A 26,925-nucleotide genomic window follows, 5' to 3' on the forward strand; every position below is an offset into this window, starting at 1 on the left:
GCCTTTTCCTGGGGAATGAGCAAGTGTTATGCCAGCTCGCCGGCCAGCCGGCGGTTCAGGCAATTGCTTCAGGGCTGCGGATATACCAGTGTCGGGGGGCGGCTGTCACGAGGGGTTGCGGGAAATCTTGGTGCAGAGGTTTACCCTCTCCCCCCGCCCCTCTCCCTGAAGGGCGAGGGGTGACTTGCGCCGGATGTTTCTTCATTCAGCCGGGAGCTGCGGAGCTCATCTGAACGCGCTCATCTTTTCGGCACGGATGAGCTCCCCTCTCCACTTCAGGGAGAGGGGTTGGGGGAGAGGGAAAGCGCAATCAGGCGTAGAAATCCACCAACCCGCGCCCGCCCGCCGTCGAGGCCGGGCGGATTTCGCTGTGGCTCACGCTGATCTCTTCGTCGCCACCACTGCCGAAATCAGCGCGACCGCCAGCGGAACGACGCTCGCCGTCACTGCCCTGCCCTTGCCAGCCACGGCTGAGGGACTGATCGGAGACGTTCACGTCGAGCTGGTTCATGCCCTGCTGGGCGAACATGTCGCGCAGGCGGTGCATTTGCCCTTCCAGGGCGTCACGTACGTTGGCGTTGGGGCTGGCGAAGGTCACCTGGGTCTGGTCCTGGGTCATGTGCACCCGGACTTCGAGCCGGCCAAGCTCCTGCGGATCGAGCTGGATCTCGGCGGACTTGAGGTTCTGGCTGGACAGCCACATCACCCGGTCCACCACGGCTTCACTCCAACCGCCCTGCTGCATGTTCACCGGCTGCCCCGGTACCAGGGCTGGGGCCCGCTGGGTTTGCGCAGTCTGCTGGCTGATGGCCTGGCTCAGGGCGTTCAAACGGTTCGCCAGCAACTCGTTGCGCACCTCACCCTTGTTCTCGCCCACACCCTCGGTCAGTTCCACCGAGAGTTCGGCCGACGACAGCGCCTTGTCCAGCTTGCCCTCGCCCGCCTCCAGTGGCTTGTCGGACAACGCGGCCATGGCATCGGCGAAGTCCTGGTCTGCCGTGGGCGCGGTTTGCGCCGCCTGGGTAGCGTTTTGCACCTGCTGGGCGGCCTGAGCCCCCTGATCCAGCGCCATCTTCACCGCCGGCATGCCGTTGAGCTGATCCAGATCCGGATCGAGGCTGGCTTCGGTCAGGGTCGCTGGTGCACCGCTGTTCACCTGCGGTGTGACGGGCAAGGCAGCGGCCGCGGCGTCCGCCTCGACTGGCGCATCGGCCGGCAGTTGCCCGGTCATGGCCATGAGCAACAGCGGGTCCATCACCGGCTCGTCTGAGGACTCCTTGGTATCGCCTTCTTCAGCCGGCAAGGGCTTGCCGCTTTCGGCAACGACCGACTGGCCAGCGGCAGGATCGGCCGCCGGCTTGTCCTGGCTTGCAGCCTCGTCCGCCTTGGTCTTGGCCTGTTTGGCAGCTGCCTCGTTACGCTCGGCTGCCTTGGCCTGACGTTCTTTTGCGTACATCTGGGCGAAGCTGGAAGCCTCGCCCTTGCTGGTTTCCGCCGGTTTTTCCGGGGCTTTTGCGGCCGGTGCTTTCGGCTTCACTTCAGGCCTGGCCTGAAGAAGCAGATCGGGGGCAACGGGCATGGGCACTCTCCGCTCGGGTTGGTTCGTGCGGGGAGGATTGCAAGGGATGGGCCAACATTCTGGCCAAGGGGACAAGACGTCGATCAGTGCGCCAGGCCGCGACGCTCTTCCAGCAGCAGATCATGGACAATCAGGAATTCCTGCTCGATCTGCAGGATGATGCCGGGTGCATCGGCCAGCTGCTCGCGCCGGGCGATGTCCTCCAGTTGCTTGCACAGGCCAGCCAGCACGGGGGCGCCCATGTTGCTGCAGCTGCCCTTGAAACTGTGGGCGGCTAGCCGCAGGGCCTGGCAGTCGGACACTGCGATGGCCTGCTGGATCTGCCGCAAGCGCTCGGTCGAATCCGTCAGGAAGGTATCCAGAAGCACCGGAAACTCGTCCTCCATGACGTCCCGCAGGGCAGACAGCACAGAATGGTCGAGATGGATATCAGACAAACCCTTCGCTCCCTGTACTGAACCTCGGAAAATTATGCCCTAACGGGCCAGTGGAATTCGACGTGGATTCCCTTGCCGTTCTCGGCGGGCTCACAGCGCGCCGTGAGTTGTTTCACCAGGCTCAGGCCTCTGCCACAGAAGCTTTCCATCGACGGTTGGCTGGCCAGCGCCGCGCCCAGGTCGAAGCCCTCGCCGCTGTCCTCCACCTGGATCAGCAACCGCCCTCCCCGGCCCTCGGGAACCAGCTGCAGGTTGAAGCGCACGTACCCTGCCTCCAGCTTGGAGAGGCGTTCGCTGCGCTCGCGGTAGTAGCGGGCGAACCCTTCGGCGTTGCCCTTGAGGGAGGAGTCCAGCCCCAGCACGCCATGCTCCAGGGCGTTGGAGTACAGCTCGGCAAGCACCGTATAGAGCGCGCCACCCTGATCGCGCAGCCCCTGGACCTCCAACAGCAGCTGCAGGAGGAACGGCAGCGGATTGAAGCGTTTCAAGGTCTGCGCACGGAATTCGAAGGAGGCGGACCAGTCCAGCGGACTGGCCTGGCCGCTGTCGGTGAAGGCCAGTTTCGCGCGCTCGGTGGACTCATCGAGCATGCGAATCTCGATCATGCTCACATCGTCCTGGGCATGGCCGCGGAAGGCGCTCAGGGCCAGCTGGATTTCGTCGAACAGCCGATTGCCGTCGCTATTGGCGTCGAACACGGCGCGCAGGCGTTCATCGCCGAAGGTCTCGTCGCTGTCATTGCGCGTTTCCAGCACGCCGTCGGACACCAGCAGGATGCGGTCGCCGGTCTCGATGGGGTAGGACTCGAAGTGCGCGTTGAAGCTGCCCTGGTCAAGCACCCCCAGCGGCAGGTGGCGCGACACCAGCGGCAGCAGCTCTCCGGTCTCGGCGCGGCGCAGGTAGCCTTCGGGCAGGCCGCCGTTCCACACCTCAACCATGCGCCGCTGGAAGCTCAGGTTGAGGAAGGTGGCGCAGCAGAACACCCCGACCGGCAGGATGCGTTTCAGCTTGGCGTTCATCTCCCGCAGGATGTCCGCCATGGCATAACCCTTGGCGGTCATGCCGTAGAACACCTCGGCCAGGGGCATGGCACCGATGGCGGCTGGCAGGCCGTGGCCGGTGAAATCGCCCAGCAGCACGTGCATACCGCCAGAGGGCTTGTAGGCGGCCAGCAGCAGGTCGCCGTTGAACAGCGCGTAGGGCGATTGCAGGTAACGGATGTTCGGGGCGCTCAGGCAGCCGGAGTGCGCCACCTTGTCGAACACGGCCTTGGCCACCCGCTGTTCGGTGACCAGGTGCTCGTTGTGCCGGGCGATCAGGTCGCGTTGTTGCAGCACGGTGTCCTGCAGGCGGCGCAGGCGGTCCAGGGCCTTGATCTTGGCTTCCAGGATGACCCGGTTGTAGGGCTTGGCGAGGAAATCGTCGCCGCCCGCTTCCAGGCAGCGCACCAGGGCTTCGTTTTCTGTCAGCGAGGTGAGGAAGATGATCGGCACCAGCGACTCGCCCGCCAGTTGCTTGATCCGGCGGGCGGCTTCGAAGCCGTCCATCTCCGGCATCAGGGCATCCATCAGCACCAGTTGCGGCTGTTCCTGTCGGAACAGCGCCACGGCCTCGCGGCCATTGGCGGCGGTCAGCGCGCGATGGCCCTGGCGGCTGACGATGGTGGACAGCAGCAGTCGGTCCGCCGCGTTGTCCTCGGCAATCAGGATCGTCAGCGGCGACGGCATGGCAACAGGCCTCAGGCGATCTGGAACAGTTGTTCGAAGTTGGAAATGGCGAGGATCTTGCGCACGTCGGGATTGCAGTTGGCCAGGCGGATCTGCGCACGCTCGCCACCGGCGTGGTCGCGCAACAGCAGCAGCATCCCCAGGGCGGAGCTGTCGAGGTAGGTGGTGCCCTTGAGGTCCACGACATAGCGCTTGGGCGTGGTGTTGACGCGCTCGTATGCGTCGCGGAATTCCTGATGGGCGCCGAAATCGAAACGTCCCTGGATGTAGATGGTCAGCTCCTGCCCATCATCGGAGGGCATCGAGGTGATGGCCATGCAAAGCTCCTTGTTCAAGTTCGGAATGCGCGTGGTGAAGATTTAGCACCCACCTTCAGGCACGGCAACTGGAAAGCCGCGTCGCGGGAGAATTTATGGTTCTGAGATGACGCGCTGAAGAATGCATTCGCGCGTCGGCGTCGGGAGGGGACGACACAAGATCGATCGCTTTAGCTCGGTCTGGACCGTAGGGTGCGCTGTGCGCACCGACTTTTGGATCAACTTCAACGCCTGGTCAAACCGCCGGTGCGCACGGCGCACCCTACCCGATCGGTCCCACCCTGCCAGCCCGGGCATTCAAATAAGTTCGCGCCTACAGGTCTCTGGCCGGCAGGCGCTGCACCAGTTCGTCCAGGAGCTTCTGCTCGCGCTTGTCTTCGGCGGCACGGGCTTCGTCGAGGTAGCGCTGCACCAGCTTGCGCAGCCCTTCGAGACGCGCGTAGCGCTGCTGCCAGGCGCCACGGGCCTTGTCGAGGTTGTCGCGGTGCCAGTTGACGCTCTGCATCTGCTGGCCGATGGCGGATTCCAGCTGGGACAGGAAGCGCTGGTAGTTCATCAGCCACTGGCCGGAAACACCACGCCGCCCCTCTTCGATCCATTGCTGCTGGTAGTCGGAGCGGTAGCGCTCGAGTTCACCGAGCTTCATCTCCGCCTGGGTCAGCTGGCCCTGGCAGCGACCGAGCATGCGCGCCGCTTCTCGCTCGGCGCGCGCGGCCATCTCGACCACCGGCGCCAGACGCGCCGCACGATTTTGCGACATGCCCTATCAGCCCTTGACGCCCAGGCTCGCGGCCAGGCGCTCGGCGCTCTGGGCCAGACGCTCGCTTTCATCCAGGCCCTGGCGCAGGAAGGCGCTCATGGCCGGTTGGCGGGCGATGGCCAAGTCAGTATCAGGATCGCCACCGGCGACATAGGCGCCGACGCTGATCAGGTCGCGGCTCTGCTGGTAGCGCGACCAGAGCTGCTTGAAGCGCTGGGCCATCTTCATGTGTTCGGGGCTGACCACCTGGGGCATCACCCGGCTGATGGAGGCTTCGATATCGATGGCCGGGTAATGGCCTTCCTCGGCCAGGCGACGGGACAGCACGAAGTGCCCGTCCAGCACACCGCGCGCGGAGTCGGCGATGGGGTCCTGCTGGTCGTCGCCTTCGGACAGCACGGTGTAGAAGGCCGTGATGGAACCGCCGCCCTGCTCGGCATTACCGGCCCGTTCCACCAGCTTCGGCAGCTTGGCGAACACCGACGGAGGATAGCCCTTGGTGGCCGGCGGCTCGCCAATGGCCAGGGCGATTTCGCGCTGGGCCTGGGCGAAGCGGGTCAGGGAGTCCATCAGCAGCAGGACGTTCTTGCCCTTGTCGCGGAAGTATTCGGCGATGCGGGTGCAATACATGGCGGCGCGCAGGCGCATCAGCGGCGCATCGTCCGCCGGCGACGCCACTACCACCGAGCGCTTGAGGCCCTCTTCACCGAGAATGTGCTCGATGAACTCCTTCACCTCGCGACCCCGTTCGCCGATCAGCCCGACGACGATGATTTCCGCTTCGGTGAAGCGGGTCATCATGCCCAGCAGCACCGACTTACCCACACCGGTACCAGCGAACAGGCCGAGGCGCTGGCCGCGGCCAACCGTCAGCAGCGAGTTGATCGAGCGGATGCCCACATCCAGCGGTTCGCTGATGGGGTGGCGCTTGAGCGGGTTGATGGTGGGGCCGTCCATCGGCACCCAGTCTTCGGCCTTCATGCCGCCCTTGCCATCCAGGGCGCGACCGGCTCCATCGAGCACGCGGCCCAGCATGGACATGCCCATGGGCAGGCGGCCGGTATCCGGCAGAGGTACGACGCGGGCGCCCGGGGCAATGCCGGAGAGGCTGCCCACCGGCATCAGGTAGATCTTGCTCCCGGAGAAGCCCATCACTTCGGCTTCCACCTGCACCGGGTGGTAGCTGTCGTCGTTGATCACCAGGCAGCGGCTGCCTACCGGCGCGCGCAGCCCTTCGGCTTCCAGGGTAAGGCCCACCATACGCAGCAGGCGGCCCTCCACCAGGGGTTGCGTGGGCAGATCGATGACGTCGTTGTATCCCGCCAGGCGCTTGGCGAAGCTGGCGCGCTCAATACGCATGGTCGAGGCTGTCCGGGGCGTCCAGGTCCAGCACCAGGTCGGCCGACGGCGGGTGGACCTTCTGTTCGCGCTGTTGCTCGAAGAGCTGCTTCATGGCCTGGTTCAGGCGCGTCTCGATGCTGGCATCGATGCGCGAGTGCTCGGTCTCGACCCGGCAACCGCCCGGTTCCAGGGATTCGTCTTCGAGGATGCGCCAGGTTTCCTCATGGCGCTCCCGCAGGGCTTTCACCTGTTCAAAGTCCTGGGGGTTGATGTGAATGCGTACGTTGCTGGCGCCCATGGGCAGCAGCTTCAGGGCCTCGCGCAGCACATGGCGGATCTGCCCGGAATCCATGCGCAGCTCGCGCTGGATCACCTGGCGGGTGATCAGGCTGGTGAGGTGCACCAGGGACTCCTCGATCTGCCGGTCCTGCTCGGCGATGGGGTCCAGCAAATGCCCCATCAGCGTGTCGAACTGGGCCAGGCGGGCGCTCAGCGCGGCTTCCGCTTCCTGCTTGGCCTTGAGCTGACCGGCGTGGAAGCCGTCACGCTCGCCGGTGGCGAAACCTTCGTTGTAGGCGTCCTGGCGGATGGCCTCGAGTTCGTCCAGCGTCAGCGGCTTGACGTCCTCGACCGGCACTTCCTCGATCTGCGGCTCAGGCTCGGGCTCGGGCGACGCCTCGGCTTGTGGTTCTTCAGGTTCTTCGGGCTCCGGGGCGTCCGGGTCGAAGCTGGGTAGCGACCAGCGATCGAAGACGTTGACGTCCTTGGCGCGGATCAGTTCGCTTGCCGAGTCCTTGTTTGCCATGGGCGCCGCCTTAGATCATTTCTTCGCCGCCCTTGCCACCGAGGACGATTTCCCCGGCTTCGGCCATGCGGCGGGCGATGGTGAGGATTTCCTTCTGCGCCGACTCCACGTCGCTGACGCGTACCGGCCCCTTGGCCTCCAGGTCGTCGCGCAGCAGTTCGGCCGCGCGCTTGGACATGTTCTTGAAGACCTTTTCCTTGATGGCGTCGTCCGAGCCCTTGAGGGCCAGCACCAGCACATCAGACGACACTTCGCGCAGCAGCGCCTGGATGCCACGGTCGTCGACGTCGGCCAGGTTGTCGAAGACGAACATGAGGTCTTCGATCTGGGTGGAGAGGTCTTCGTCCACCTCGCGGATGGAGTCCATGAGCTGGCCTTCGACCGAGCTGTCGAGGAAGTTCATGATGTCTGCCGCGCGCTTCACGCCGCCCATGGTGGTGCGGGTGGTGCTGGCGTTGCCGGCGAACTGTTTCTCTAGGATCAGGTTGAGTTCCTTGAGCGCGGACGGCTGTACGGTGTTGAGCGAGGACACGCGCAAGACGATGTCCAGGCGCACCTTGTGGTCGAAGTGGCTGAGCACTTCGGCAGCCTGGTCCGGGTCGAGGTAGGCAACGACGATGGCCTGGATCTGCGGGTGCTCGTAGCGGATCACGTCGGCCACGGCGCGCGGCTCCATCCACTTCAGGCTGTCCAGGCCGCTGGTGCTGCCGCCCAGCAGGATGCGATCGATCAGGTTGTTGGCCTTGTCCTCACCCAGGGCCTGGGTAAGCATCTTGCGGATGTAGCCGTCAGCACCAACGCCCAGGCTGGTCTGGTCGCCGACGATCTCGACGAACTCGCTCATCACCTGTTCCACCTGCTCACGGTGGACATTGCGCATCTGCGCCATGGCAACGCCGACCCGCTGCACTTCCTTCGGGCCCATGTGCCGGAGCACCTGGGCAGCGTCGGTCTCGCCCAGGGACAGCAGCAGGATGGCTGCCTTGTCGACCTTGTTCAGTTTGGCGGGGGCGCGGTTATCACTCATCGGCGTTGATCCACTCTTTGACTACCAGGGCCACGCGGCCGGGATCTTCAGCCACCAGGTTCTTGATGGCATTGAGTTGCGCATCATACCCGTCGCTCGGACTGGGCAGGAGGATGCTTTGCGGTCCACCGAGGCTGACGCGGTCATCCGACAGCTCGCCGGAAAGGCCCATCTCGCCCAGGTCGACGTCGCCATCGCGACCGCCTTCCAGTTCCCTGGACTTGCCGCCGCTGATGTTGCTCAGCACTGGACGCAGCACACCGAACACCAGCACCAGGATGAAGAGCACGCCAAGAACCTGCTTCACCACATCCCAGAACCAGGGCTGGGTGTAGAACGGAATGTCGATGACTTCTTCGCTGTTATCCGCCAGGAATGCGGTATTGATCACGCTGACACTGTCACCACGACTGGCGTCATAGCCCACCGAGTCCTGCACCAGGCGGGTGAAGCGGGCAATCTCGTCGGCGCTCCAGGGCACCCGGCTGGTTTCGCCGGTTTGCGGGTCCACCTTGACCTGGTCATCCAGCACCACCGCGACGGAAAGCCGGCGCAGGCGGCCCTGCTGTTGCTTGGTGTAGCTGATGGAGCGGTCCAGCTCGAAGTTGCGGGTGGTCTGGTCGCGCTTGTCGGTGGGATACGGCGCGAGCATGGGCTTGCCCGTGGCCGGGTCGATGATCTGCTGGCCGTTGTCGTCCAGCAGCGGCTGGCCCGGCTGCACGCTTGCGGTCGTGGTGCTCGTGGCCTGCTGCGGCGCGGCACCAGGGGCCGGCGGCTGGTTGGACAGCGCACCGGGCACACCTTGCGGGCCGCCGTTGTTCTGGCGTTCCTCGGCGAGCTTCTGTTCGCTGCGCAGGGCCGGTTGGTCCGGGTTGTACATTTCAGAGGTGGATTCGACGGCGCTGAAATCCACGTCTGCAGACACTTCCGCCTTGTAGCGGCCACTGCCCAGCACCGGCTGCAGGATGCTGTGCACGCGCTGGGTGTAGAGCGTCTCCATGCGGCGGGTGTAGTCGAACTGCTTGCCCGCCATGGTCAGCTCGGACAGTTCCTGCTGGTCAGACAGCAGGTTGCCTTTCTGGTCGACGACGGTGACCTGGGACTTTTCCAGTTCCGGCACGCTGGTCGCCACCAGGTTGACGATCGCCATCACCTGGCTCGGCTCAAGGGAACGCCCCGGATAGAGTTCGACCAGCACCGAAGCGGTCGGCTTGCGCTCGTCGCGGACGAACACCGAGCTCTTCGGAATGGCCAGGTGCACACGTGCGCCCTTGACGTTGTTCAGGCTGGAAATAGTGCGCGCCAGTTCGCCTTCAAGGCCACGGCGGTAGCGGGTGGCTTCCATGAACTGGCTGGTACCGAGACCCTGATCCTTGTCGAGGATCTCGAAGCCGACGGTGTTATCACTGGGCGCCACGCCGGCGGCAGCCAGCTTCATGCGGGCCCGGGCGAGGTCATCGGACTTCACCAGCAGGGCGCCGGAGTTGGGCTCGATCTTGTAGGGGATGTCGGCAGCGCCAAGGGTTTCCACCACCTGGTTGGCGTCCATTCCAGACAGGCTGCCATACAGCGGGCGATAGTCCGGCTGTTGCGACCAGAGCACCACGGCAAAGCCGATGGCGACGCTGGCGGCCAGGCCGACCAGCAGGCCGACCTGGCGCAGCATGGTCATCTGCGAGAGGTTTTCCAGGAAGGACAGGCCGAACAGCGGCTTCTTCTCTTCCGACGCCCCGGAGGCATCCGCCTTGGCGGGAACCTTTGCAACAGCGGCTTCAGCCATTTCTCAACCCGTCCTCAAACCGGCATCTGCATGATGTCTTGGTAGGCCTGGACCAGCTTGTTCCGCACCTGGGTCATGGCCTCGAAGGAAACGCTGGCTTTCTGCGACGCGATCATCACGTCGGTGAGGTCCACGCCCTTCTGCCCAACCTCGAATGCGGTGGCCATGTCTGTGGAAATCTTCTGGGTTTCAGCCACCTTGTTCACCGCCTTGCCGAGCATGTCGGCGAAGCTCGGCACACTGGCTTCAGGCGCCGCCACGGGGGCGGGTTTGGCACGGGCCATCGCATCCATCTGCATGGCCCGCATTTCCAACATCAGGCGATTGAACTCAACACCCTGGCTCATCACATTCCTCCAACTGCCGCGATTTTTTGACGCTACGCGGTCCGATGAAGGGGTATCTGCAACAAGGGTGCCAAAAGCTCAGGAATGGGTATTACGGGGAGAAAATAGACTTGTAGGAGCGAGCTCTGCTCGCGAAAAATCGCGCGCGGACTCTTCGCGAGCAGAGCTCGCTCCTACAAAAAAGCGTCAGCCTCAGCTGGCGTAGAGATAAGCCTCCACGTCCAAGCCGGCGTCGCGCATCTGGGCCAGCTTGTAGCGCAGGGTGCGCGGGCTGATGCCCAGGCGCTCGGCGGCTTCCTTGCGGCGGCCACGCTCCGAACGCAGGGTGTCGATGATCATCTGGAACTCGTGGCGGCGCAGATCATCGCCCAGGGCACCGGGTGCTTCGGCGGGCGCAGCGGCCGTCGGCAGCGGCACCACCGGAGCGGACACCGGCATGGCAGCGAATGTTGGCGCGACGGGCGCGATGGCCATGCCGATCGGCGCGGTCAGGCACAGGTCGTGGGGCTGAATCACCCCACCCTGCTGCAGGATCAGCGCGCGCTGCACAGCGTTGTCCAGTTCGCGCACGTTGCCTGGCCAGGCGTGGGCCAGCAGCGCCGCCAGTGCTTCAGCGGAGAAACGCACGGCGGCGTGATTCATTTTTTTGACGTGCTTGGCGAGCAGGCGCTCGGCCAGGGGCTGGATGTCCGCCGGACGATCCCGCAACGGGCGCCAGGCCAGGGGGAAGACCGAGAGACGGTAATAGAGGTCTTCACGGAAACGCCCCGCTGCCACTTCACCGGCCAGGTCGCGGTTGGTGGTGGCGAGCACACGGATGTCCAGGCTGATGGGACGACGCGCGCCCACTCGCTCCACTTCACGCTCCTGCAGCACGCGCAGCAGCTTGGCCTGCAGGCCCAGGGGCATTTCGGAGATTTCGTCGAGCAGGATGGTGCCACCGTCAGCCAGCTCGAACTTGCCCGGCGCGCTGGCGATGGCGCCGGTGAACGCGCCCTTCTCGTGGCCGAACAGGGTGGCCTCCAGCATGTTGTCCGGAATGGCCGCGCAGTTGATGGCGATGAAGGGGCCATTGGCGCGAGTCGATTGCTGGTGGATGTACTGCGCCAGCACTTCCTTGCCGGTGCCGGACTCGCCGGAGATCAGCACAGTGGAATCGCTGCGCGCAACCCGCGCGGCCAATTCCAGCAGTTGCCGGCTGGCCGGCTCCAGCGCCACCGGACCGTCACCGATGGGCTGGCTCACGCGACCCAGCGCATGACGCGCCACCAGATCCAAAAGGGTATTGGGCTCGAAGGGTTTGACCAGGTAATCAGCGGCACCCTGGCGAATGGCATCCACCGCACGCTCGACAGCGCCGAACGCCGTCATCAACAGCACCGGGAGCTGCGGGTAGCGCTGGCGGACGATGGCCAGCAACTGGTGGCCGTCCATGCCCGGCATGTTGACGTCGCTCACCATCAGGCCGAAGGACTCCTCCCCCAGCGCGACCAGGGCAGCTTCCGCACAATCCACGGCACGGTAGTCATAGCCGCCGATCATCAGGGTGTCCGCCAGGGCTTCACGCAGGGCGCGGTCATCTTCGACCAGCAGAATTTTGGCAGTCATCGTCCTTTACTCCTGTGTAACCGACTGTGCCGCGGGAATCAGCGGCAGGACCAGGGTGGCGCACGTGCCACGGCCAGGACGCGAGCGCAGCTGCAGCTCGCCCCGGTGGGCGCGCGCCACCGCCTTGACCACGGCCAGCCCCAGGCCGGTACCGGTGGTCTTGGTGGTGAAGAAGGGTTCGCCCAGGCGCGCCAGGGTGGCGGCGTCTATGCCCGGGCCGTTGTCACTGATGGTCAGGCGCAGGTCACCCCCGCGCTTGTAAAGATGAACCTTGAGGAGCAGGTCGCGGCTGGCGGCCTGATTGGCGTTCTCGATCAGGTTGAGCATCGCCCCTACGAGCGTGTCGCGATTGCACAGCAGCTCGCCCCCGCTCAGGTCGCACTGCCAGCGCACCTGTTTGCCTTCGAGGTGGGAGTCAGCCGAGGCGCGCAGCGCGGAAAACAGCGCGGACGGCGCCAGGCGGTCCGGCAGCGGCAGCTCGCCACGGGCGAACACCAGCATGTCGCGCACCTGGTGCTCCAGCTCGTGCAGGCGCTCCTTGAGGCGGCTGGCAAAGCGTTGCTGCTGCTCGGTGGGCAGCACCTGCTCGGCCAGGTGGCTGGCATAGAGCAACGCGGCGGACAGCGGCGTGCGGATCTGGTGGGCCAGGGACGCGACCATGCGCCCAAGGGAAGAAAGGCGTTCGTGGCGGGCCAGTTGATCCTGCAGGCGACGGGTTTCCGTCAGGTCATTGAGCAGTATCAGTTGGCCGGGTTCGCCATTGAGGGAGCGAGTGGCGATGGAAACGCGACGGCCATCCTTGAGGGAAATTTCGTGGCCATCGTCTTCACGCGGGGCGAAATTGCGGGCGATCACTTCGCGCCAGAGCATGCCCACCAGGGGCTGGCCAAGCACGCTGCGCGCCACGGGGTTGGCTTCGCGTACCACGCCCTGCCCGTCGATCACGATGACACCGCCGGGCAGCAGGTCCAGCAAGCTCTGCAGGCGGTTGGCGAGGCGCTCCTTCTCCGCCAGCTCCTGCATACGCTGAGCACTGACCAGGGCCAGCTGGCCCTTCAACTCGGTGACCCGCGCCTCCAGCATGCTGTAGGACTCGCTGAGCTGGGTCGACATCTGGTTGAACAGCGCGAAGGCCTGTTCAAGACCAGCGCGACTGGCCTGCTCGGCTTGGGCGGATTCCGGATTCTGTGCGGGGATTACGGCGTGGCTCATGCTCTTCTCTCGCTCCATCGACCGTCAGCAGACGGTCGGTCGAGGGAGATAAAGCAATACCCGTGCCTAAAATTTATTCCTTTAAAAACAACGACTTGTAAAAAGCGGAATTATTCTTCCGCCAATTCCTCGTCGCGACGGCTCATGCCGTACTTGCGCATCTTCTCCACCAGCGTGGTGCGGCGGATGCGCAGGCGCTCGGCGGCACGGGCCACGACGCCGGAAGCATCGTCCAGCGCCTGCTGGATCAACCCCTGTTCCAGGTTGCCGAGGTAGTCCTTGAGGTCCAGGCCTTCCGGCGGCAGCAGCGCAGGCGAGGAGACACCCGGCAGCCCGGCACCGATGGCCGAACGCTCTTCGATTTCCTCGCGCAGGCTGGCCTTGAGCTGCTCGTCCTCGTCATCCACATGGCGGAATTTCTTCGGCAGTTCGCTGACGCCGATGACACCGTAGGGATGCATGATCGCCATGCGCTCGACGAGGTTGGCCAGTTCACGGACGTTGCCCGGCCAGTCGTGGTTGCACAGGGACATGATGGCGGCGGAGTTGAAGCGGATGGAGCCGCGCTTCTCGTGCTCCATACGCGAGATGAGTTCGTTGATCAGCAGCGGGATGTCTTCCACGCGCTCGCGCAGCGGCGCCATCTCGATGGGGAACACGTTGAGGCGGTAATAGAGGTCTTCGCGGAAGCTGCCCGCCTCGATCATCTGCTCGAGATTCTTGTGGGTGGCGGCGATGATGCGCACGTCGACGTTCTGCGTCTTGTTGCTGCCCACGCGCTCAAAGGTGCGCTCCTGCAGCACGCGCAGCAGCTTGACCTGCATCGGCAGCGGCATGTCGCCGATCTCGTCGAGGAACAGGGTGCCGCCGTTGGCCAGTTCGAAGCGCCCTGCCCGGCTGGTGATGGCACCGGTGAAGGCGCCCTTCTCGTGGCCAAAGAGTTCGCTTTCCAGCAGCTCCGCCGGGATGGCACCGCAGTTGACCGGCACGAAGGGTGCCTCGCGACGCTTGGAATGGTAGTGGAGGTTGCGCGCGACCACTTCCTTGCCGGTGCCGGACTCGCCGAGGATCAGCACGCTGGCGTCGGTGTCGGCCACCTGCTGCATCATCTGGCGCACCTGCTGGATGGCGCGACTGGTACCGACAAGGCTGCGGAACAGGTTGGGTTCGCGCTGGCGGCCACGCTCGCGGGCGTGGTCGTACATTTCGCGGTAGACCTGGGCGCGATGCAGGGAATCGAGCAACTTGTTGTAGCTCGGCGGCATCTCCAGGCTGGCCAACAGGCGACGGCGCAGGTCTTCAGGCCAATCCGCCTGGACCTGGTCACCGATCAGCAGGACCGGCAGGAACTCGTCCCAGGTCAGTAATTGCTTGATCAGCTCGAGCACGCCGCCCTTGGCGCTCACTTCGCCCAGCATGACGCACAGGACGTCGCGGCTGGAATCCAGGGAGCCCGTCAGGTCGCGCCAGTCATTGCTGGCACAGTCCAGGTGCTCTTCCCCAAGGAAATTCAGGATCACCGCGAAGTCGCGGCGGCGATCGCTATTGTCGTCGATCAGCAGAATCTTGGTTTCACGCCACATTGTCTGGTTCTTGCTTTTAGGGCTGAACGCCGCGTTCCACGGCGTATGGGCAGACGGTGCATCCCGAGCGCGGGACCGACCGGCAATTGGCCACTAGTAAAGTGAAAAACCTTTGCCGAGTCAATTTTATGGCGTGCTTTTTTTGATTGAGCCGACGGAATGGCTAAGCGATTGTCGGCGCAGTATCGAAGTAGTGGCAGTTGAGAATCGTGCGGCCATCAGCCGAACAGCTTGTAGACCTTGGCCCCCTGCTGGGCCTGGTTAAGCTGGATCAATTCGCCGGCAATACGCTGCTGCTCCGCCTGGCAAATAGTCACCAGCTCGCGATAGAGCGACAGCAGTTCCTGCAAGCGGCCGCCGAGTGCCTCGACATCATCCACGGCCTCAACCATGGCGTCATCCACCACCTGGCGGCAAAGCTGGTCGAGCTCGCCGATGGCAGCCCAGTCCTGGCGAGCCAGCGCGTCGCGCAGGGCGCTGCCGGTTGCTTCAAGACGCTGGACTGATGCATTCATTGGAAATCTCCTGCCAACCCGGACGGCATCACTGGGCGATGCCATCCCATCCGGTTTTCACGTTGCGCAGCAATCCTGCCACTTCGTCCACCAGCGCAGCGTCGCTTTTCAGGTTCGCTTCCAGCAGGCGGGACACCATGTACTCGTAGAGTGCATCGAGGTTGGAGGCGATCTCGCCGCCCTGCTCGAAGTTCAGGCCGTCACGCAGGCCGCCAATGATAGCGATTGCCTTGCCGATCAGCTCGCCTTTTTGTGCCAGCTGGCCACGCTCGATGGCGCCACGGGCCTGAGCCAGGCGGGTCAGGCCACCTTCCATCAGCATCTGGATCAGTCGATGCGGGCTGGCGTCCACCGCCTGGGCCTGGGTGTTAACGGACTGATACTGCTTGAGGGCCGCCATCGCGTTCATGTTCGCTCTCGCTCGTGTGTCGGGCTGTGATACCCAAGGTATCGGCAGCGACAGCGAGAGCTTTAGGCCGCACCTTTGCGGAAATCAGGAAATTTCCGCGGCGGCCGGAGCGTCCACTTCGGGACCGATGCTGTCCCACGCCTGCTTGATATCCAGCAACAGGGCCTCGACCTCATCGATGGGACGCGGCGAGTTGTCCAGGGCAACCCGGGACAGCCGGCGGGTCATATAGTCGTAGAGGGCATCGAGGTTCTCGGCGATCTCACCACCGAGCTGCTTGTCCAGGCTCGCCTGGAGCACGCCGATAATGCTGAGGGTCGAACCCACGGCCAGGCCGCGCACTTCCGGGTTGCCGGTTTCCAGGCCATGGCGGGCGAGCGACAGGCGCTCCAGGGCACCATCGAGCAGCAATTGCACCGCGCGGTAGGGGCTGACTTCCTGGCTGGTCTTGACCTGCTTGTAGGTATCGATTGGATTGGCCATTGCTTAGCTCTTCTTGACTACACCGGGAAGATTGGAAAGGGCCTGGCTCATCCGGTCGCTGGTCTGCTTCAGATTGGCGATCAGGGAGTCCATGGCGTTGTACTGGGCATACAGGCGCTTCTGGACCTGTTCAATTCGCTGGTTGAGCTTGGTGCGCTGGTCCGTCACCGATTTGAGGGTGTCCTGCAGGCCATCCTGTCGTTTGGCGAGGATGCCCCCGGTCTCGGTATAGGCGTCCAGCTTCGAATTCATGCGAGCGGTCAGCCCCTTCTCGCCAGTGAAGAAACCAGCGACGGCCTCGTACTGGGTGCTAAGGACCTTGTCGAGTTTCGAGTCCTCGATCTTCAGCGTACCGTCCTTCTGGGTCGTGATACCCAGGTCGGACAGGATGGAGATGCCACCGTTCTGATCCGAGGGGTTCACCAGCTCGTTGCGCACGGTGGACACCAGCGAGCGCACCGTGGCATCACCCACGAGGGCGCCGGTCACGGGAGCCTTGTCGTCACCAACCGAGGTCACTGACGTCAGCGTCTTGGTCACCCCCATCAACTTGTTATAGGCATCGACGAACTTCTTGATGTTGCCTTTGACGGTCGAGGTGTCCTGCTCGACCGTTACCTTGAACTGCTTGCCGGGTTCAGCATTGACCAGATTGAGGGTGACCTCGGAAATCGCGTCGGACACGGTGTTGCTGGCGCTGCGCAGGCTCAGGCCGTCGATGGTGAACTCCGCATCCTGGGCCTGGGAGATGTAGCCACTGCTGGCGGCATTGTTGCCGTCCAGTGCGGTCAGGGCGCCGGTGGGACTGGAAGTCGGATCGTTGTCGGCGAAATTGCCGATGCGGAAAGCTTCGAGGCCAGCCGAAGCCTGGACGTAGATGTCCTTGCCGGCACCGGTCGTGTTGGAGCTGAACACCAGGCGTGACGATCCATCCGCCGGGTTGCTGACGATGTTGGCGCTGACACCCTTGTCCTTGAGCGCCTTGTTCAGGCTGTCGCGGATTTCGGAGAGGGTGGCACCGGCAGCAACCTGCACATCGACACCGCGGTCATCGGGCCCCAGCTTGACGGTGAGCGTGCCGGCTGCAGCAGCGGTGGCGTCCTTGGCGAAGGTGGCGGTGCCGACCTTGCTGGCGGTCGCGAGCTTCTCGACAGTGACCTGGTAGGTTCCCGAGCTCGCCTTGTTGGTGGCGGAAACGGTCGCCAGATCGGTATTGCTGGACTTCGCCGCACGTTTGGAAAAAAGGTCGCTGGAGTTGAGGTCCTTCAGCGCGGTCTGGAACTCGCTGATGGCGCTCTTGAGTTGGCCGACAGCGGAGAACTTCGAAGTGGCGGCCTTCTCCACCCGCGACAACTGGTTCTCCTTGGGCGCTCTTTCAGCGTCCGCCAGAGCCTTCACGATGTCGTCGATGTTGATGTTCGAACCGAGTCCGGTTATGCCAGCCATTTTTCCGTTACCTCGCCAATCGTCTGACGCCTTCTCCAATATTCGATAAAGCAGTCAAGAAACGTGCCATGTAGCACGAAGGTACTACCCTGCGTGTCAGGCTTCGGCCTTGAACAGCAGGCTGCGCATTTCCGACAGGCTTTCCGCCAGTTTCAGCGCATCCTCCGACGGAATCTGGCGGATTACTTCTCCGGACTCCGTATCGGTCACCTGCACCACGACCCGGCCACTGCTGTCGTCAACGTCGAAATTCAGGTTGCGGCGAATGCTCTGGACGAACTCCTGGATGCTGGAGGCGGCGGCTTCGACCGGCTCGCGCTCTTCGGCTTCGGACTTTTGCCGTGCCTGCTCGGATACCTTCTCGGGGCTTTCCTTCTCCGCCGGGCCGCGAACCTGGGCATTGCCGGCTGGAGTGGCATTCACGCCCTTCCCCGTCAGGTTGATGATTCCGATATCCATTGTGCTCACCTCACAAATGGCAAGAAGGGGGGAAGCGCCAAGCACTTCCCCCCGCGTTTACCGCCTTGCCTCGTCCGGGCCTTAGCCCAGGAGGCTGAGGACCGCCTGAGGCAGCTGGTTGGCCTGGGCCAGGATCGAGGTACCTGCCTGTTGCAGGATCTGGTTCTTGGTCAGGTTAGCGGTTTCCGCTGCGAAGTCGGTGTCCTGGATACGACCGCGGGCGGCCGACACGTTCTCACCGATGTTCTGCAGGTTCGAGATGGTGTTCTCGAAGCGGTTCTGCACAGCACCGAGGCTGGCGCGTTGGGCGTCGATGGACTGGATGGCCTGGTCGATGATGATCACGGCTTCCTGAGAAGAGGAAACCTCGGTCAGGTCGATGTCCTTCACTTGGTTGCCAGTGGTCACTGCGGTCAGGCTCATGGCAGTACCACCGCTGGCAGCGGTCTCTGCAGCCGCGACACTGGCGCCGGAAGCGAAGCTCAGGGACTGGATGTTGCCGTTGGCAGTACCGGAAGACAGGGCGGAAACCAGATCGATGCCACCATTGGTGTTGACGAAGGCACCCACACCGACGTTGGCGTCGTTGATCACGGTGGCCAGGGCCTGTACCTGCTCGGCTGCAGTGGCGCCGCTGGCGAAGGTGGCGCTGAAGCTACGCGCTTGGCCGCCAGCCATGGTGACGGAGATGGCGATGGCACCGGAGGCGTTGGCGGCTGCGGTGGCAATGGAACCAGAAGCAACGGTGCCCGAGGTGTAGGTGGCATCCAGGGACTCGGTGCTCATCTCGTCGATCTTGACGCTGATGGTTTCGTTGGCAGCGCTGCCCACCTGGAAGGTGGTGGTACCGAAGGTGCCATCGAGGAGCTTGCGACCACCGAAGGTGGTGGTGTTGGAGATACGATCCAGCTCTTTCTTCAGCTCGGTCACTTCGTCGTTCAGGGCCTTGCGTTCCTCGGTGCTGTTGGAACCGTTGGCCGACTGCAGCGACAGGTCACGCATACGCTGCAGGATGCTGGTGGACTGCTGCAGAGCGCCTTCAGCGGTCTGCGCCATGGAGATGCCGTCGTTGGAGTTCTTCACCGCAACGCCGAGGCCGTTGATTTGGCTGCTCAGACGGTTGGCGATCTGCAGGCCGGCGGCGTCGTCCTTGGCACTGTTGATGCGGGAACCGGTGGACAGACGTTGCAGGGAAGTGTCCAGCGCACGGGAGGAGGTGTTCAGGTTGCGCTGGGTATTGAGAGAAGCAATGTTCGTGTTGACGGTCAAAGCCATGGTGGTGTCCTCCGAGGACTGCGTGTTTGCCTGAGCTTGCGACCTTGGGCGGGCATCGCCCAGGCACCCATAAAGTTCGCATTCGTTCTTCGTATCGGCGGTGTCGGAGGAAGCTTTAGGGGCATTAAAAAAAATTTCTTACCCGGGGCTTGCCACGCCAACGTCCGCCATCCAGTCAGCTTTTCGACCCGCATCCCGAAAACTTGAGGGCAGGATGCTGACCGATCCGGCAAGATGCCCTGCCCCGGTCCAGAAACGACAAGGCCCCGCATGTGCGGGGCCTTGTTGGCTTCGACTTCAGCGTCAGCGCGAACCGGGCGTCCAGCCCTTGAGCCAGAGCTCGAGGTTACGGCCTTCCAGCATCCAGTCCCGACGAACCACGGCCTGGAGCTCGTCACCCATGCGGGCGGTGGCATCCAGGTCAGCCAGGTGCATGCGGATCGCCTCCACCCAGTCCTTGAAGCGGTTCTTCACGCGGGTCACTGGCAAATCGCCCTGATAGCAACGGATATCGCTGCAGATCACCGGGAAACCGCAGGCGCCGTACTCCAGCAGACGCAGGTTGCTCTTGCACTCGTTGAACAGGTTCGGCTCTACCGGAGCCAGGGCCAGATCCAGATTCAAACGGGCCAGCGCCGCTGGGTACTGCTCAATGGGCAAACCAGGGTGGTACTCATGGATGTAGGGGCGAATGGATTCGGGGCACATGCCGAAGAAGACCCATTCAACCTCATTGGCCAATTCCTTGACCACGTCCTCGATCAGCTCCAGATCGCCGGTATGGCTCGAACCGCCCGCCCAGCCGACTCTTGGTTTTGCGCCGACTCGGCGTAAGCCCTGGAGTCCCTGCCACCAGCTTGGCGGCAGACGGTTCTCGACGACGCGGATATCGTCATGCAAGCCCGCGAAGGCCTCGGCCAGAGGCTCGGTCGACACCACGAAGCGATCGACGAAACTCAACCCACGCCGCAGGGACTTGAGAATGTCCTTTGGCATGTGCTGCCGGTGAGCGCTCTTCATCGGCAGATTGAGCAAGTAGTCGTCCAGCTCGTACACCTTGAAGGCACGGGAGAACGCCTTCATCCGCCGCATGGCTTCCAGACGCTCGTCACCAATCTGCCGTTGCAGGATCAGGGTGTCCGGGTCGTAGCGCTCCAGGTCGGTCACATGCATGAGCCCGACGGACAGGGCGCCATCGACCATCCCGGCCTGCTGCAACGCGGTGAAAGGCTGGATGACACGGTAGTGCCCACAGCCGTACAGATCGGCAGGATGGGCCAGCACGGTGGGCAGCGGTTTCCAGGATGACAACGGCCGCCAGGAAAGCGCCGTGTCGGCCAGTTTGAAGCCGCCGGGCTGGGCTAGGGAGAAGTTCGGGTTGTAGGCCGGGTCTCGCGCCAACACGGGCAGCCATTTCTCGTAAAGCGCGTCGCTCTCCTCCGCCGAAGCGACACCTGGGGCCTCCCCGTCGAGCATCAGCTTCGCATGGGCAGCCCAGACGGTGAGGTAGCCCGCCTGCCTGGCCCGCAGGCAGAGGTCGGCGTCGAGATAGCGTTCCGGCACATCCTCTGCCAGCCCGCCCAGAGACTCGTGGAGGTCGCGGGGAATCATCAGGCAGTCGAGACTCACCGCGCTGTAATCCTGGTCGACCTGCAGCCGCTGCATATAGCCCGGGGCATCCAGAGCCTGGCCTACGAACGGCCGACCTACCGGCCCCTCCAGACCGAGAATCAGGCCGGCATGCCGGACCTTGCCATCGCGCCCCAGTAGCTTGCCGCCCACCACACCCACTTCGGGGCGCTGGGCATGGTTGAGCAGCTCGTCCAGCCAGTCGCGGTCAATCACGGCGGTGTCCGGCGAGAGCAGGAGCAGGTAGTCCCCTCGAGCCTGAGACGCTGCGGTATTGAGCGCAGCAGATGCGGAGGCCTTCGAAGCGCCGGGTCGGATCGTCCGCACCCGCTCCTCGCCCAGCCCCTCGAGGGCATGCAGCCACTCGCAGACCTCAGGCGTGGTGTCATCACGCTCGATCAGCAAAAGCTCATAGTGAGGGTAGCCAGTAGTTTCCAGCAGGCTTTCGACGCAGCGTTGCAGACGGGGCAGTTGATCGCCCGCCATGATCAGCAACGAAACAAGGGGCTGCTGCGGATGTCCGTAACGCACACGGTAGTGTCCCGGCATGTCCGACCGGACCTCCGGCTGCTCATAGCCTCGCGCCAGCAGGTGCTCGACGATCGCCCGCTTCTCGTCTTCTACATCGACGACCCGGGGTGGGTCAGTGATCAGCAGGGGCTCGGCAATCTGTCCCAGCCCCGCCAGTCCCCCCTGGGTGATCAGACGCAGGACCAGCTCGAACTCCGGAGTCTGCGAATACCGCGTGTCGAAGCCGCCGGCCTGTAGCAGTACATCGCGACGGAACAGCCAGTTGCGTCCCATACCAGCCGGGAAGCTCAGCAGGTAATCGAGGTTGAACGCGGGCAGGAAGGCTGCGCCAAGGCTACCGTCCGGCTGGCGATACAGGCTGTCGCAATAGATCGCCCGACATTCCGGTGCCGAAAGCAGTTCAAGGCTGGCGATCAGCAGACCGTTGGACGTCAGCTCGTCACCGGCGGTGATCAGCGCAAGCCAGTCGAAGGACGACTCGGCGACCAGACTGTTGACGGTGCCGATCCAGTCTTCGGCCGTCACCTGGATCACAGGGCCCTTGAAGTCAGGCGCCACGTCCGGGTCAACCGTCAGCAGCACGGGCTGGATCTTCTCGTACGAATTGTGCGGACCTTTCAGGGTCGCGAGTGACGCCGCGACCCTGGCAGCATCACCTGACAGGTCGAGCACCAGCACGCCAAACACCTGAGCGCCGCCCTGGTCCTGCAAGCGTTCCTCGACCAGCAGCTTCTGCGTGGGTGACAGCGAACGCCGCTGCAGCCATTCGGTCAGGTTCGCCGTACGGGTCGTGCTCGTACCGGCAATGCCGAAGCGTCGCAGCATTTCGCGGCGCCCACGACGAACAGCGTCGCTGCCGAGGTCCGAATGCCGGCGGTACAACTCCTGATACAGCCCACCGAAATTCTTCTGCTCGCGGCCGAGCATGTGGTCGCTGCCAGTGTTGGGCGCATCCCGCAGGTGAACTTCGGCAGTGACTTGCGGGATGCGAACGAAGGGATAGCGCGCAGCCAGGCGCAGCAGCATGTCCCAGTCCTCGAACGCCGTCAGGCCGGTATCGAACTCGCCTACATCCGCGAGGAGGGTACGCGGATGCGCCCAGGTGTTGACCGGAATGTAGTTCTGGATGAACAGCCGCTCCCGATCGAATACCTCATGGGCAAACGGATCGGTTCGGGAAAGCTCGACGCGCTTGCCTTCCTCCAGACGCTCGTTGATGTACTCCACGCCGGTATACGCCACACACTGCGGCTGGCGTTCAAAGGTCTGCGCCAGTAGCGCCAGGTGATCAGGCAGATAGAGGTCATCGTCGTCGAGGTAAGTGACGAAACGTCCTTCCGCCACGCGAAGCGCTGTATTCCGAGCTGCAGAAAGCCCCTCGTTGCGCCCCTTGTAGATATAGGTAATAGGAAAGTCGAACTCACCAAGAACCGACTCGACGGGGTCGCCGTGGTCGTTCACGAGGACAACTTCAAAATCACGGAAGCGCTGTTCAGCCAAGCTGCGCAGGGCGAAAACCAGCAGCTGCGGACGATTGTAAGTGGTCAGAATCACCGAGAAGAACGGGGCATCGGGGCGCATCTTGAGCGCGGCGCTGGGATGCAGCGCGGCACGAATAGCGTTCGCGCGCTCACGGTACTTTTCAGTGATTGCCTGAGGATAGGCATCGATCCGCGACTGGTAGAGTCGCCAGATGCCATCCGGCTCTGCTGCGGCCCTGGAGCGGACGGCTTCGTCGGCCAGATTGAATTCCAGGATTCGCGTGTGTTCGGCAAGCGGTTTCTCCGAGGCGTAGAAGCTCTGGGAAACCTGCCCGCCATGGATGCGGTAGCCCACAGTGGCCTGGCGCAGGAAAACGAAATCCGGGAAGGTGCGGGCAATGCGCGTCCACAGCTCCCAGTCACCGGCGACCATATCCATGTAGTGGACATGGCCGTCGGGCAGGCGGACCCGGTCGAAGATGCTGCGCCGCAGCATGATGGCCGAGGGCGTGATGTAGTTGTCGTGGCGGAGCAAGTCGAGCACTTCGTCCCGACCACCGAAGTAGGAATGCGGTGCATGGCCAGGATGGTCGGCGTATCGCAGCAGCTTGCCGTTCTCGTCGATCCAGTTGCACTGGGTATAGGCCAGAGGAGCCTCGGGGTGAAGCTCCAATGCCGAGAACAGGGATTCCAGGTGGCCCGGGTAAATCAGGTCGTCCGAACCCAGAACCACGGAATAGCGCCCGCTACCGATTTCCAGGCAGCGGTTGTAGTTGCCCATCATGCCGAGATTCTGCGGATTCACCTCGAAGCGAAAGCGCGGATCCCCGCTGTAGCGCTCAAGGATCTTGACGCTGTCATCGCTCGAACGGTCATCCAGCACGATCAGCTCGAACGACACCCCGGTCTGCGCCAAGACCGATTCAACGGTCTCGCCAATGTAGGCGGCGTTGTTGTAGGACATCACCGCGACGGTGATATCCGGCTGGAAATGGTTGGACATGGTGTTCCCCACAGTCAGGCCCTCCGCCCGTCAGTCGCGGCTCGCCCGGTAACGAGGGTCTCGGCCATTTCGACAAAACTCGCTTCGCTTTCCCCGATATTGAAAATCAGCCAATCGCGGAACTGGGCGATCTGGCCATGGAGGAAGCGGCAGTGGCGCTGTGCGAGGCGCAACCGGGGCACCAACTCATCGATGCCACGCACAACCAGGCCGATGTTGTCGCGACGCTCGAACTGGATTCCGCGCTTGCCGCGCTCCTGCTCTGCGTCCGGTGCGAAGAACAGTGCCGGGCGGCCGAAGGTGAAGGCGTAGGTGAATCCGGTGCCGGAGATATCGGTCAGCATCAGGTTCGTCTGGGCGTATTGGTCGAAGTAGTTTCCCGAACGATCCACGGTGAAGCTGGGGTGCGAGCCGAAGCGTTCGACTATGCCTTCCACCACCGGTTTGTCCTGATCCCGCCACGATTCCACGTGGGGCCGGAACACCACGCGAATACCGTCGGCCAGCATGGACTCGACAATCTGCTCGCCATGATTGCGCAGCACCGAGTAGCCCTGGTTGATGTAGTAGGCGTGCGTGGGAGCGAATACCACGGTCAGCGCATCCTCGGCTGGCGCCAGGGATGACTCGGCAAGCTGCCGGCGCTGTCCATCCAGTTTCGGATAACCCACCGGCAAGAGCTCTTTGCTCTGCCAGTTCCGGCGGCGACCAAGGGCCTCGAACTCCTCGACCTGATGGCGCCCGGCACAGGCAATAGCGTCGTAATGGTCGAACATCGACTCGTCGTACACCCCTTCCAGGCTGGTGAGGGATACGAGGAAATGCACACGTTTGGCCCTGGCCGGGAAGTGGCTGCTCTGACCTACATACGGAGACAGGTAGAGATCCGATTCCAGCTCACTGAGCTCGGCCAAGGACATATTGAAGGCGTACTCGACACCTGCGGCCCTTTTCAGTGGGAAGGACTCGGCCGGAAACGCGTTCAGCCAGCGCACCCGCCAGCCCTTTTCGGCCAGTAGTGCAGGAATACGCCCGAGGTTGAGCACATGGGAAACATGCAGGCAATAACAGATGACATCGCGACTCATGCGCTTGCACTCCGCTCTGTAGTCAGCGAGATGAACTCCTGATAGTCACGGATGTAGTCGTCCGCGTCGTAGTCGTGGGAAGCGAATACCATCAGCACGGCATCCTGGCTGTAGGCGTATTGACTGGCCCATGTCCAGGTCGGCAGGTACAGCCCCTTGCGGTTGCTGTCGAGGAGGAACTCCTCCCGGTTGACGCCATCGTCAGCCACCACCCGCACGCTGCCATGGACACATATGAGGAACTGCTCGCAGACCTTGTGTGCGTGTTCGCCGCGAACGTCTCGACTGGGCACATCAAAGACCATGAAGTAGCGCTTGGGCACGAAGGGAATCTCGGCCGGGAAATTGCCCACGGTCAGGGCGCCGCGCATATCCTGGAACACCGGGAATTCGTTCAGCACCACGCCCTTGACCGAAGAGGGCACGCCAGATTCCGCACGGTGGGCGGACGGCGCCGCGCTTGCCCGCGTATCGCTGTTGGTGACGTAGCCCACGATCCGAGCCGGATTGCCGACGACGATGGCATGTGGAGGTACCGAACGGGTGACCACCGCCCCCGCCCCCACCATGGCCGATTGACCGATGGTAATGCCCGGCAGAAGGGTGGCGTTGGCGCCAATCGAGGCATTGCGCTCGATGCGCGTCAGCAGGAACTGCTCGGGATATTGCTTGCTGCGGGGGAAGCGGTCATTGGTGAACGTGGCGTTGGGTCCGATGAACACATCATCGGCCACGCGCAAGCCGTCCCACAGTTGCACGCCGCACTTGACCGTGACTCGATCACCGAGGACCACATCGTTCTCGATGAACACGTGGTCGCAGATATTGCATTCCGCCCCGATGCGGGCGCCCGGCAGGACATGCGCGAAGGCCCAGATGCGGGTGTTCTCGCCGATGTCCTGGCTTTCGCATATGCCTTGCGGATGTACGAAGTAATTCATTCAGGCCACCTGTCCCATTGCCAGTTCACACGCCCTGATCACCTGGTCGACCTCTTCGTCGAGCATTTCCGGGAAGCACGGCAGGGTCAGCAGTTCGTGGCAGACAAGCTCGGTTACCGGCAGCGTCTGCGCGCTCGCATAGGCAGGCTGCTGGTGATCGCCGATGGGGTAATGCACATCAGTGCCTATTCCCTGCTCCTTCAACACCTGGCGAATAGCGTCACGCCCCGCCGTGCGCACGACGAACAGATGGGCGACACTTTCCTCGCCGGGTTCATCCGGCAGTTGCCAGCCAAGCCGGGCGAGCCCGGAACAATATCGCCGGACGATCTCCCGGCGCCGCGCGTTCCAGCCGTCGAGTAGCGGCAACTTCTCGCGCAGCACGGCAGCCTGGATTTCGTCGAGACGACTATTGGCCCCACCGGTCTCTTCGACACAGTATTTCGCCGTCCAGCCGTACTGGCGCAGCCTGGCCACGCGCTCGAGCAATGACTTGTCCTGGCCGGCCACCATGCCGCCATCTCCCAGAGCCCCGAGGTTCTTGGTGGGGTAGAAGCTGAAGGTCGCGAGATCGCCCCAGGAGCCGGCGCAACGACCATGCAGGCGCGCACCATGGGCCTGGGCGCAATCCTCGATCAGCGCTACACCGTGCCGCCGCGTCAGCTCACGTACCGTCTCGACATCCGCCATGCGACCGTAGAGGTGAGTGAGGATCACGGCGCGTGTGGAGGACGAGATAGCGGCCTCCAGTTGCTCGACATCCATCTGCAGATGCACTGGCTCGATATCCACGAAGCAAGGCTCTGCCCCGACGGCCCGAATGGCAGTGCTGGCGTACATGCCGGCATTGGCGACTGTAATGACCTGGTCACCTGGGCCAATACCAAGGGCCCGCAATGCCAAGGTCAAGGCATCAGTGCCATTGCCGACACCCACAGCGCCGACAACGCCCAGATAGGAGGCGAATTCTTTCTCGAACGCCTGGTTCTCCGGACCCAGGATGTAATAGCCGCGCCGCAGCACGCGATCGATAGCCGATCGCAGCTGAGCGTCCAGGGGCCCGTTATGTCGGGCCAGGTCATTGATCAGCAGCATCAGGGGACTCCGTATATGCGCGCGAACCACGGGGCCGCCTTGGCCTG

The 26,925-nt window shown here is 63.5% G+C and carries 23 protein-coding genes; all 23 read right to left on the reverse strand.

Annotation, left to right across the window (positions count from 1 at the left end):
* Positions 1 to 310 precede the first annotated feature (310 nt).
* A complete protein-coding gene (locus E8E91_RS06350) occupies positions 311 to 1,579 on the reverse strand; it encodes a flagellar hook-length control protein FliK (RefSeq protein ID WP_280375047.1) in 1,269 nt (422 codons plus the stop codon).
* A gap of 83 nt (positions 1,580 to 1,662) precedes the next feature.
* Positions 1,663 to 2,016 carry an Hpt domain-containing protein gene (locus E8E91_RS06355; RefSeq protein ID WP_280375048.1) on the reverse strand — a complete coding sequence of 118 codons (354 nt, stop codon included), beginning with the start codon at positions 2,014 to 2,016 and terminating at the stop codon, positions 1,663 to 1,665.
* A 32-nt stretch (positions 2,017 to 2,048) separates the two neighbouring features.
* A complete protein-coding gene (locus E8E91_RS06360) occupies positions 2,049 to 3,743 on the reverse strand; it encodes a fused response regulator/phosphatase (RefSeq protein WP_280375049.1) in 1,695 nt (564 codons plus the stop codon).
* A gap of 11 nt (positions 3,744 to 3,754) precedes the next feature.
* Positions 3,755 to 4,060, reverse strand: a complete 306-nt coding sequence (locus E8E91_RS06365; RefSeq protein WP_151132628.1) for an STAS domain-containing protein — start codon at positions 4,058 to 4,060, stop codon at positions 3,755 to 3,757.
* Positions 4,061 to 4,373: 313 nt separating this feature from the next.
* A complete protein-coding gene (fliJ, locus tag E8E91_RS06370; RefSeq protein WP_280375050.1) occupies positions 4,374 to 4,820 on the reverse strand; it encodes a flagellar export protein FliJ in 447 nt (148 codons plus the stop codon).
* 6 nt (positions 4,821 to 4,826) lie between these two features.
* A complete protein-coding gene (gene fliI / locus E8E91_RS06375; RefSeq protein WP_190830150.1) occupies positions 4,827 to 6,179 on the reverse strand; it encodes a flagellar protein export ATPase FliI in 1,353 nt (450 codons plus the stop codon).
* The gene (gene fliH / locus E8E91_RS06380; RefSeq protein WP_280375051.1) at positions 6,169 to 6,966 is read right to left on the reverse strand and encodes a flagellar assembly protein FliH; all 798 of its coding nucleotides are present in this window, start codon (positions 6,964 to 6,966) and stop codon (positions 6,169 to 6,171) included. Before fliH ends, fliI begins: the two co-directional genes overlap by 11 nt.
* A gap of 10 nt (positions 6,967 to 6,976) precedes the next feature.
* Positions 6,977 to 7,993: a flagellar motor switch protein FliG gene (gene fliG / locus E8E91_RS06385; RefSeq protein WP_151132624.1), complete on the reverse strand. Its 1,017-nt coding sequence runs from the start codon at positions 7,991 to 7,993 to the stop codon at positions 6,977 to 6,979.
* Positions 7,986 to 9,773 carry a flagellar basal-body MS-ring/collar protein FliF gene (gene fliF / locus E8E91_RS06390; RefSeq protein ID WP_280369417.1) on the reverse strand — a complete coding sequence of 596 codons (1,788 nt, stop codon included), beginning with the start codon at positions 9,771 to 9,773 and terminating at the stop codon, positions 7,986 to 7,988. Before fliF ends, fliG begins: the two co-directional genes overlap by 8 nt.
* Positions 9,774 to 9,787: 14 nt before the next feature.
* Positions 9,788 to 10,120 carry a flagellar hook-basal body complex protein FliE gene (gene fliE, locus E8E91_RS06395; RefSeq protein WP_151132622.1) on the reverse strand — a complete coding sequence of 111 codons (333 nt, stop codon included), beginning with the start codon at positions 10,118 to 10,120 and terminating at the stop codon, positions 9,788 to 9,790.
* A gap of 192 nt (positions 10,121 to 10,312) precedes the next feature.
* A complete protein-coding gene (gene fleR, locus E8E91_RS06400; protein WP_280375052.1) occupies positions 10,313 to 11,728 on the reverse strand; it encodes a sigma-54-dependent response regulator transcription factor FleR in 1,416 nt (471 codons plus the stop codon).
* Positions 11,729 to 11,734: 6 nt separating this feature from the next.
* Entirely contained in the window at positions 11,735 to 12,940 is a 1,206-nt protein-coding gene (locus E8E91_RS06405) for an ATP-binding protein (RefSeq protein ID WP_280375053.1), read from the reverse strand.
* Between the two features lie 110 nt (positions 12,941 to 13,050).
* On the reverse strand, positions 13,051 to 14,523 hold the full coding sequence (locus tag E8E91_RS06410) for a sigma-54 dependent transcriptional regulator (protein WP_280375054.1): 1,473 nt from the start codon (positions 14,521 to 14,523) through the stop codon (positions 13,051 to 13,053).
* Positions 14,524 to 14,741: 218 nt separating this feature from the next.
* Positions 14,742 to 15,038 carry a flagellar protein FliT gene (locus tag E8E91_RS06415; protein ID WP_280369425.1) on the reverse strand — a complete coding sequence of 99 codons (297 nt, stop codon included), beginning with the start codon at positions 15,036 to 15,038 and terminating at the stop codon, positions 14,742 to 14,744.
* A 28-nt stretch (positions 15,039 to 15,066) separates the two neighbouring features.
* Positions 15,067 to 15,447 carry a flagellar export chaperone FliS gene (fliS, locus tag E8E91_RS06420; RefSeq protein WP_151132617.1) on the reverse strand — a complete coding sequence of 127 codons (381 nt, stop codon included), beginning with the start codon at positions 15,445 to 15,447 and terminating at the stop codon, positions 15,067 to 15,069.
* 84 nt (positions 15,448 to 15,531) lie between these two features.
* Positions 15,532 to 15,930, reverse strand: a complete 399-nt coding sequence (gene fliS / locus E8E91_RS06425) for a flagellar export chaperone FliS (RefSeq protein WP_280369427.1) — start codon at positions 15,928 to 15,930, stop codon at positions 15,532 to 15,534.
* Between the two features lie 3 nt (positions 15,931 to 15,933).
* Positions 15,934 to 17,376, reverse strand: coding sequence for a flagellar filament capping protein FliD (fliD, locus tag E8E91_RS06430; RefSeq protein WP_280375055.1), 1,443 nt, complete (start codon positions 17,374 to 17,376; stop codon positions 15,934 to 15,936).
* Between the two features lie 96 nt (positions 17,377 to 17,472).
* Positions 17,473 to 17,835 carry a flagellar protein FlaG gene (locus E8E91_RS06435; RefSeq protein WP_280375056.1) on the reverse strand — a complete coding sequence of 121 codons (363 nt, stop codon included), beginning with the start codon at positions 17,833 to 17,835 and terminating at the stop codon, positions 17,473 to 17,475.
* An 81-nt stretch (positions 17,836 to 17,916) separates the two neighbouring features.
* Positions 17,917 to 19,110, reverse strand: a complete 1,194-nt coding sequence (locus E8E91_RS06440; protein WP_280375057.1) for a flagellin — start codon at positions 19,108 to 19,110, stop codon at positions 17,917 to 17,919.
* Positions 19,111 to 19,413: 303 nt separating this feature from the next.
* A complete protein-coding gene (locus E8E91_RS06445) occupies positions 19,414 to 23,754 on the reverse strand; it encodes a glycosyltransferase (protein WP_280375058.1) in 4,341 nt (1,446 codons plus the stop codon).
* A 14-nt stretch (positions 23,755 to 23,768) separates the two neighbouring features.
* Positions 23,769 to 24,842, reverse strand: a complete 1,074-nt coding sequence (locus E8E91_RS06450) for a CDP-glycerol glycerophosphotransferase family protein (RefSeq protein ID WP_280375059.1) — start codon at positions 24,840 to 24,842, stop codon at positions 23,769 to 23,771.
* The gene (locus E8E91_RS06455; RefSeq protein WP_280375060.1) at positions 24,839 to 25,783 is read right to left on the reverse strand and encodes a WxcM-like domain-containing protein; all 945 of its coding nucleotides are present in this window, start codon (positions 25,781 to 25,783) and stop codon (positions 24,839 to 24,841) included. The genes E8E91_RS06450 and E8E91_RS06455 overlap by 4 nt, the downstream gene beginning before the upstream one ends.
* Positions 25,784 to 26,878 (reverse strand): DegT/DnrJ/EryC1/StrS family aminotransferase, encoded by a 1,095-nt coding sequence (locus E8E91_RS06460; RefSeq protein ID WP_280375061.1) that lies wholly within the window; start codon positions 26,876 to 26,878, stop codon positions 25,784 to 25,786.
* Positions 26,879 to 26,925 lie beyond the last annotated feature (47 nt).

The sequence above is a fragment of the Pseudomonas sp. BN515 genome, from assembly GCF_029873155.1.
Taxonomy (GTDB): domain Bacteria; phylum Pseudomonadota; class Gammaproteobacteria; order Pseudomonadales; family Pseudomonadaceae; genus Metapseudomonas.

Excerpts from the sequence above, each read along its gene's own strand:
- E8E91_RS06350 (WP_280375047.1), bottom strand. The coding sequence starts at position 1,579 with ATGCCCGTTGCCCCCGATCTGCTTCTTCAGGCCAGGCCTGAAGTGAAG.
- E8E91_RS06360 (WP_280375049.1), bottom strand. The coding sequence starts at position 3,743 with ATGCCGTCGCCGCTGACGATCCTGATTGCCGAGGACAACGCGGCGGAC.
- E8E91_RS06365 (WP_151132628.1), bottom strand. The coding sequence starts at position 4,060 with ATGGCCATCACCTCGATGCCCTCCGATGATGGGCAGGAGCTGACCATC.
- fliJ (WP_280375050.1), bottom strand. The coding sequence starts at position 4,820 with ATGTCGCAAAATCGTGCGGCGCGTCTGGCGCCGGTGGTCGAGATGGCC.
- fliI (WP_190830150.1), bottom strand. The coding sequence starts at position 6,179 with ATGCGTATTGAGCGCGCCAGCTTCGCCAAGCGCCTGGCGGGATACAAC.
- fliH (WP_280375051.1), bottom strand. The coding sequence starts at position 6,966 with ATGGCAAACAAGGACTCGGCAAGCGAACTGATCCGCGCCAAGGACGTC.
- fliG (WP_151132624.1), bottom strand. The coding sequence starts at position 7,993 with ATGAGTGATAACCGCGCCCCCGCCAAACTGAACAAGGTCGACAAGGCA.
- fliF (WP_280369417.1), bottom strand. The coding sequence starts at position 9,773 with ATGGCTGAAGCCGCTGTTGCAAAGGTTCCCGCCAAGGCGGATGCCTCC.
- fliE (WP_151132622.1), bottom strand. The coding sequence starts at position 10,120 with ATGAGCCAGGGTGTTGAGTTCAATCGCCTGATGTTGGAAATGCGGGCC.
- fleR (WP_280375052.1), bottom strand. The coding sequence starts at position 11,728 with ATGACTGCCAAAATTCTGCTGGTCGAAGATGACCGCGCCCTGCGTGAA.
- E8E91_RS06405 (WP_280375053.1), bottom strand. The coding sequence starts at position 12,940 with ATGAGCCACGCCGTAATCCCCGCACAGAATCCGGAATCCGCCCAAGCC.
- E8E91_RS06410 (WP_280375054.1), bottom strand. The coding sequence starts at position 14,523 with ATGTGGCGTGAAACCAAGATTCTGCTGATCGACGACAATAGCGATCGC.
- E8E91_RS06415 (WP_280369425.1), bottom strand. The coding sequence starts at position 15,038 with ATGAATGCATCAGTCCAGCGTCTTGAAGCAACCGGCAGCGCCCTGCGC.
- fliS (WP_151132617.1), bottom strand. The coding sequence starts at position 15,447 with ATGAACGCGATGGCGGCCCTCAAGCAGTATCAGTCCGTTAACACCCAG.
- fliS (WP_280369427.1), bottom strand. The coding sequence starts at position 15,930 with ATGGCCAATCCAATCGATACCTACAAGCAGGTCAAGACCAGCCAGGAA.
- fliD (WP_280375055.1), bottom strand. The coding sequence starts at position 17,376 with ATGGCTGGCATAACCGGACTCGGTTCGAACATCAACATCGACGACATC.
- E8E91_RS06435 (WP_280375056.1), bottom strand. The coding sequence starts at position 17,835 with ATGGATATCGGAATCATCAACCTGACGGGGAAGGGCGTGAATGCCACT.
- E8E91_RS06440 (WP_280375057.1), bottom strand. The coding sequence starts at position 19,110 with ATGGCTTTGACCGTCAACACGAACATTGCTTCTCTCAATACCCAGCGC.
- E8E91_RS06445 (WP_280375058.1), bottom strand. The coding sequence starts at position 23,754 with ATGTCCAACCATTTCCAGCCGGATATCACCGTCGCGGTGATGTCCTAC.
- E8E91_RS06450 (WP_280375059.1), bottom strand. The coding sequence starts at position 24,842 with ATGAGTCGCGATGTCATCTGTTATTGCCTGCATGTTTCCCATGTGCTC.
- E8E91_RS06455 (WP_280375060.1), bottom strand. The coding sequence starts at position 25,783 with ATGAATTACTTCGTACATCCGCAAGGCATATGCGAAAGCCAGGACATC.
- E8E91_RS06460 (WP_280375061.1), bottom strand. The coding sequence starts at position 26,878 with ATGCTGCTGATCAATGACCTGGCCCGACATAACGGGCCCCTGGACGCT.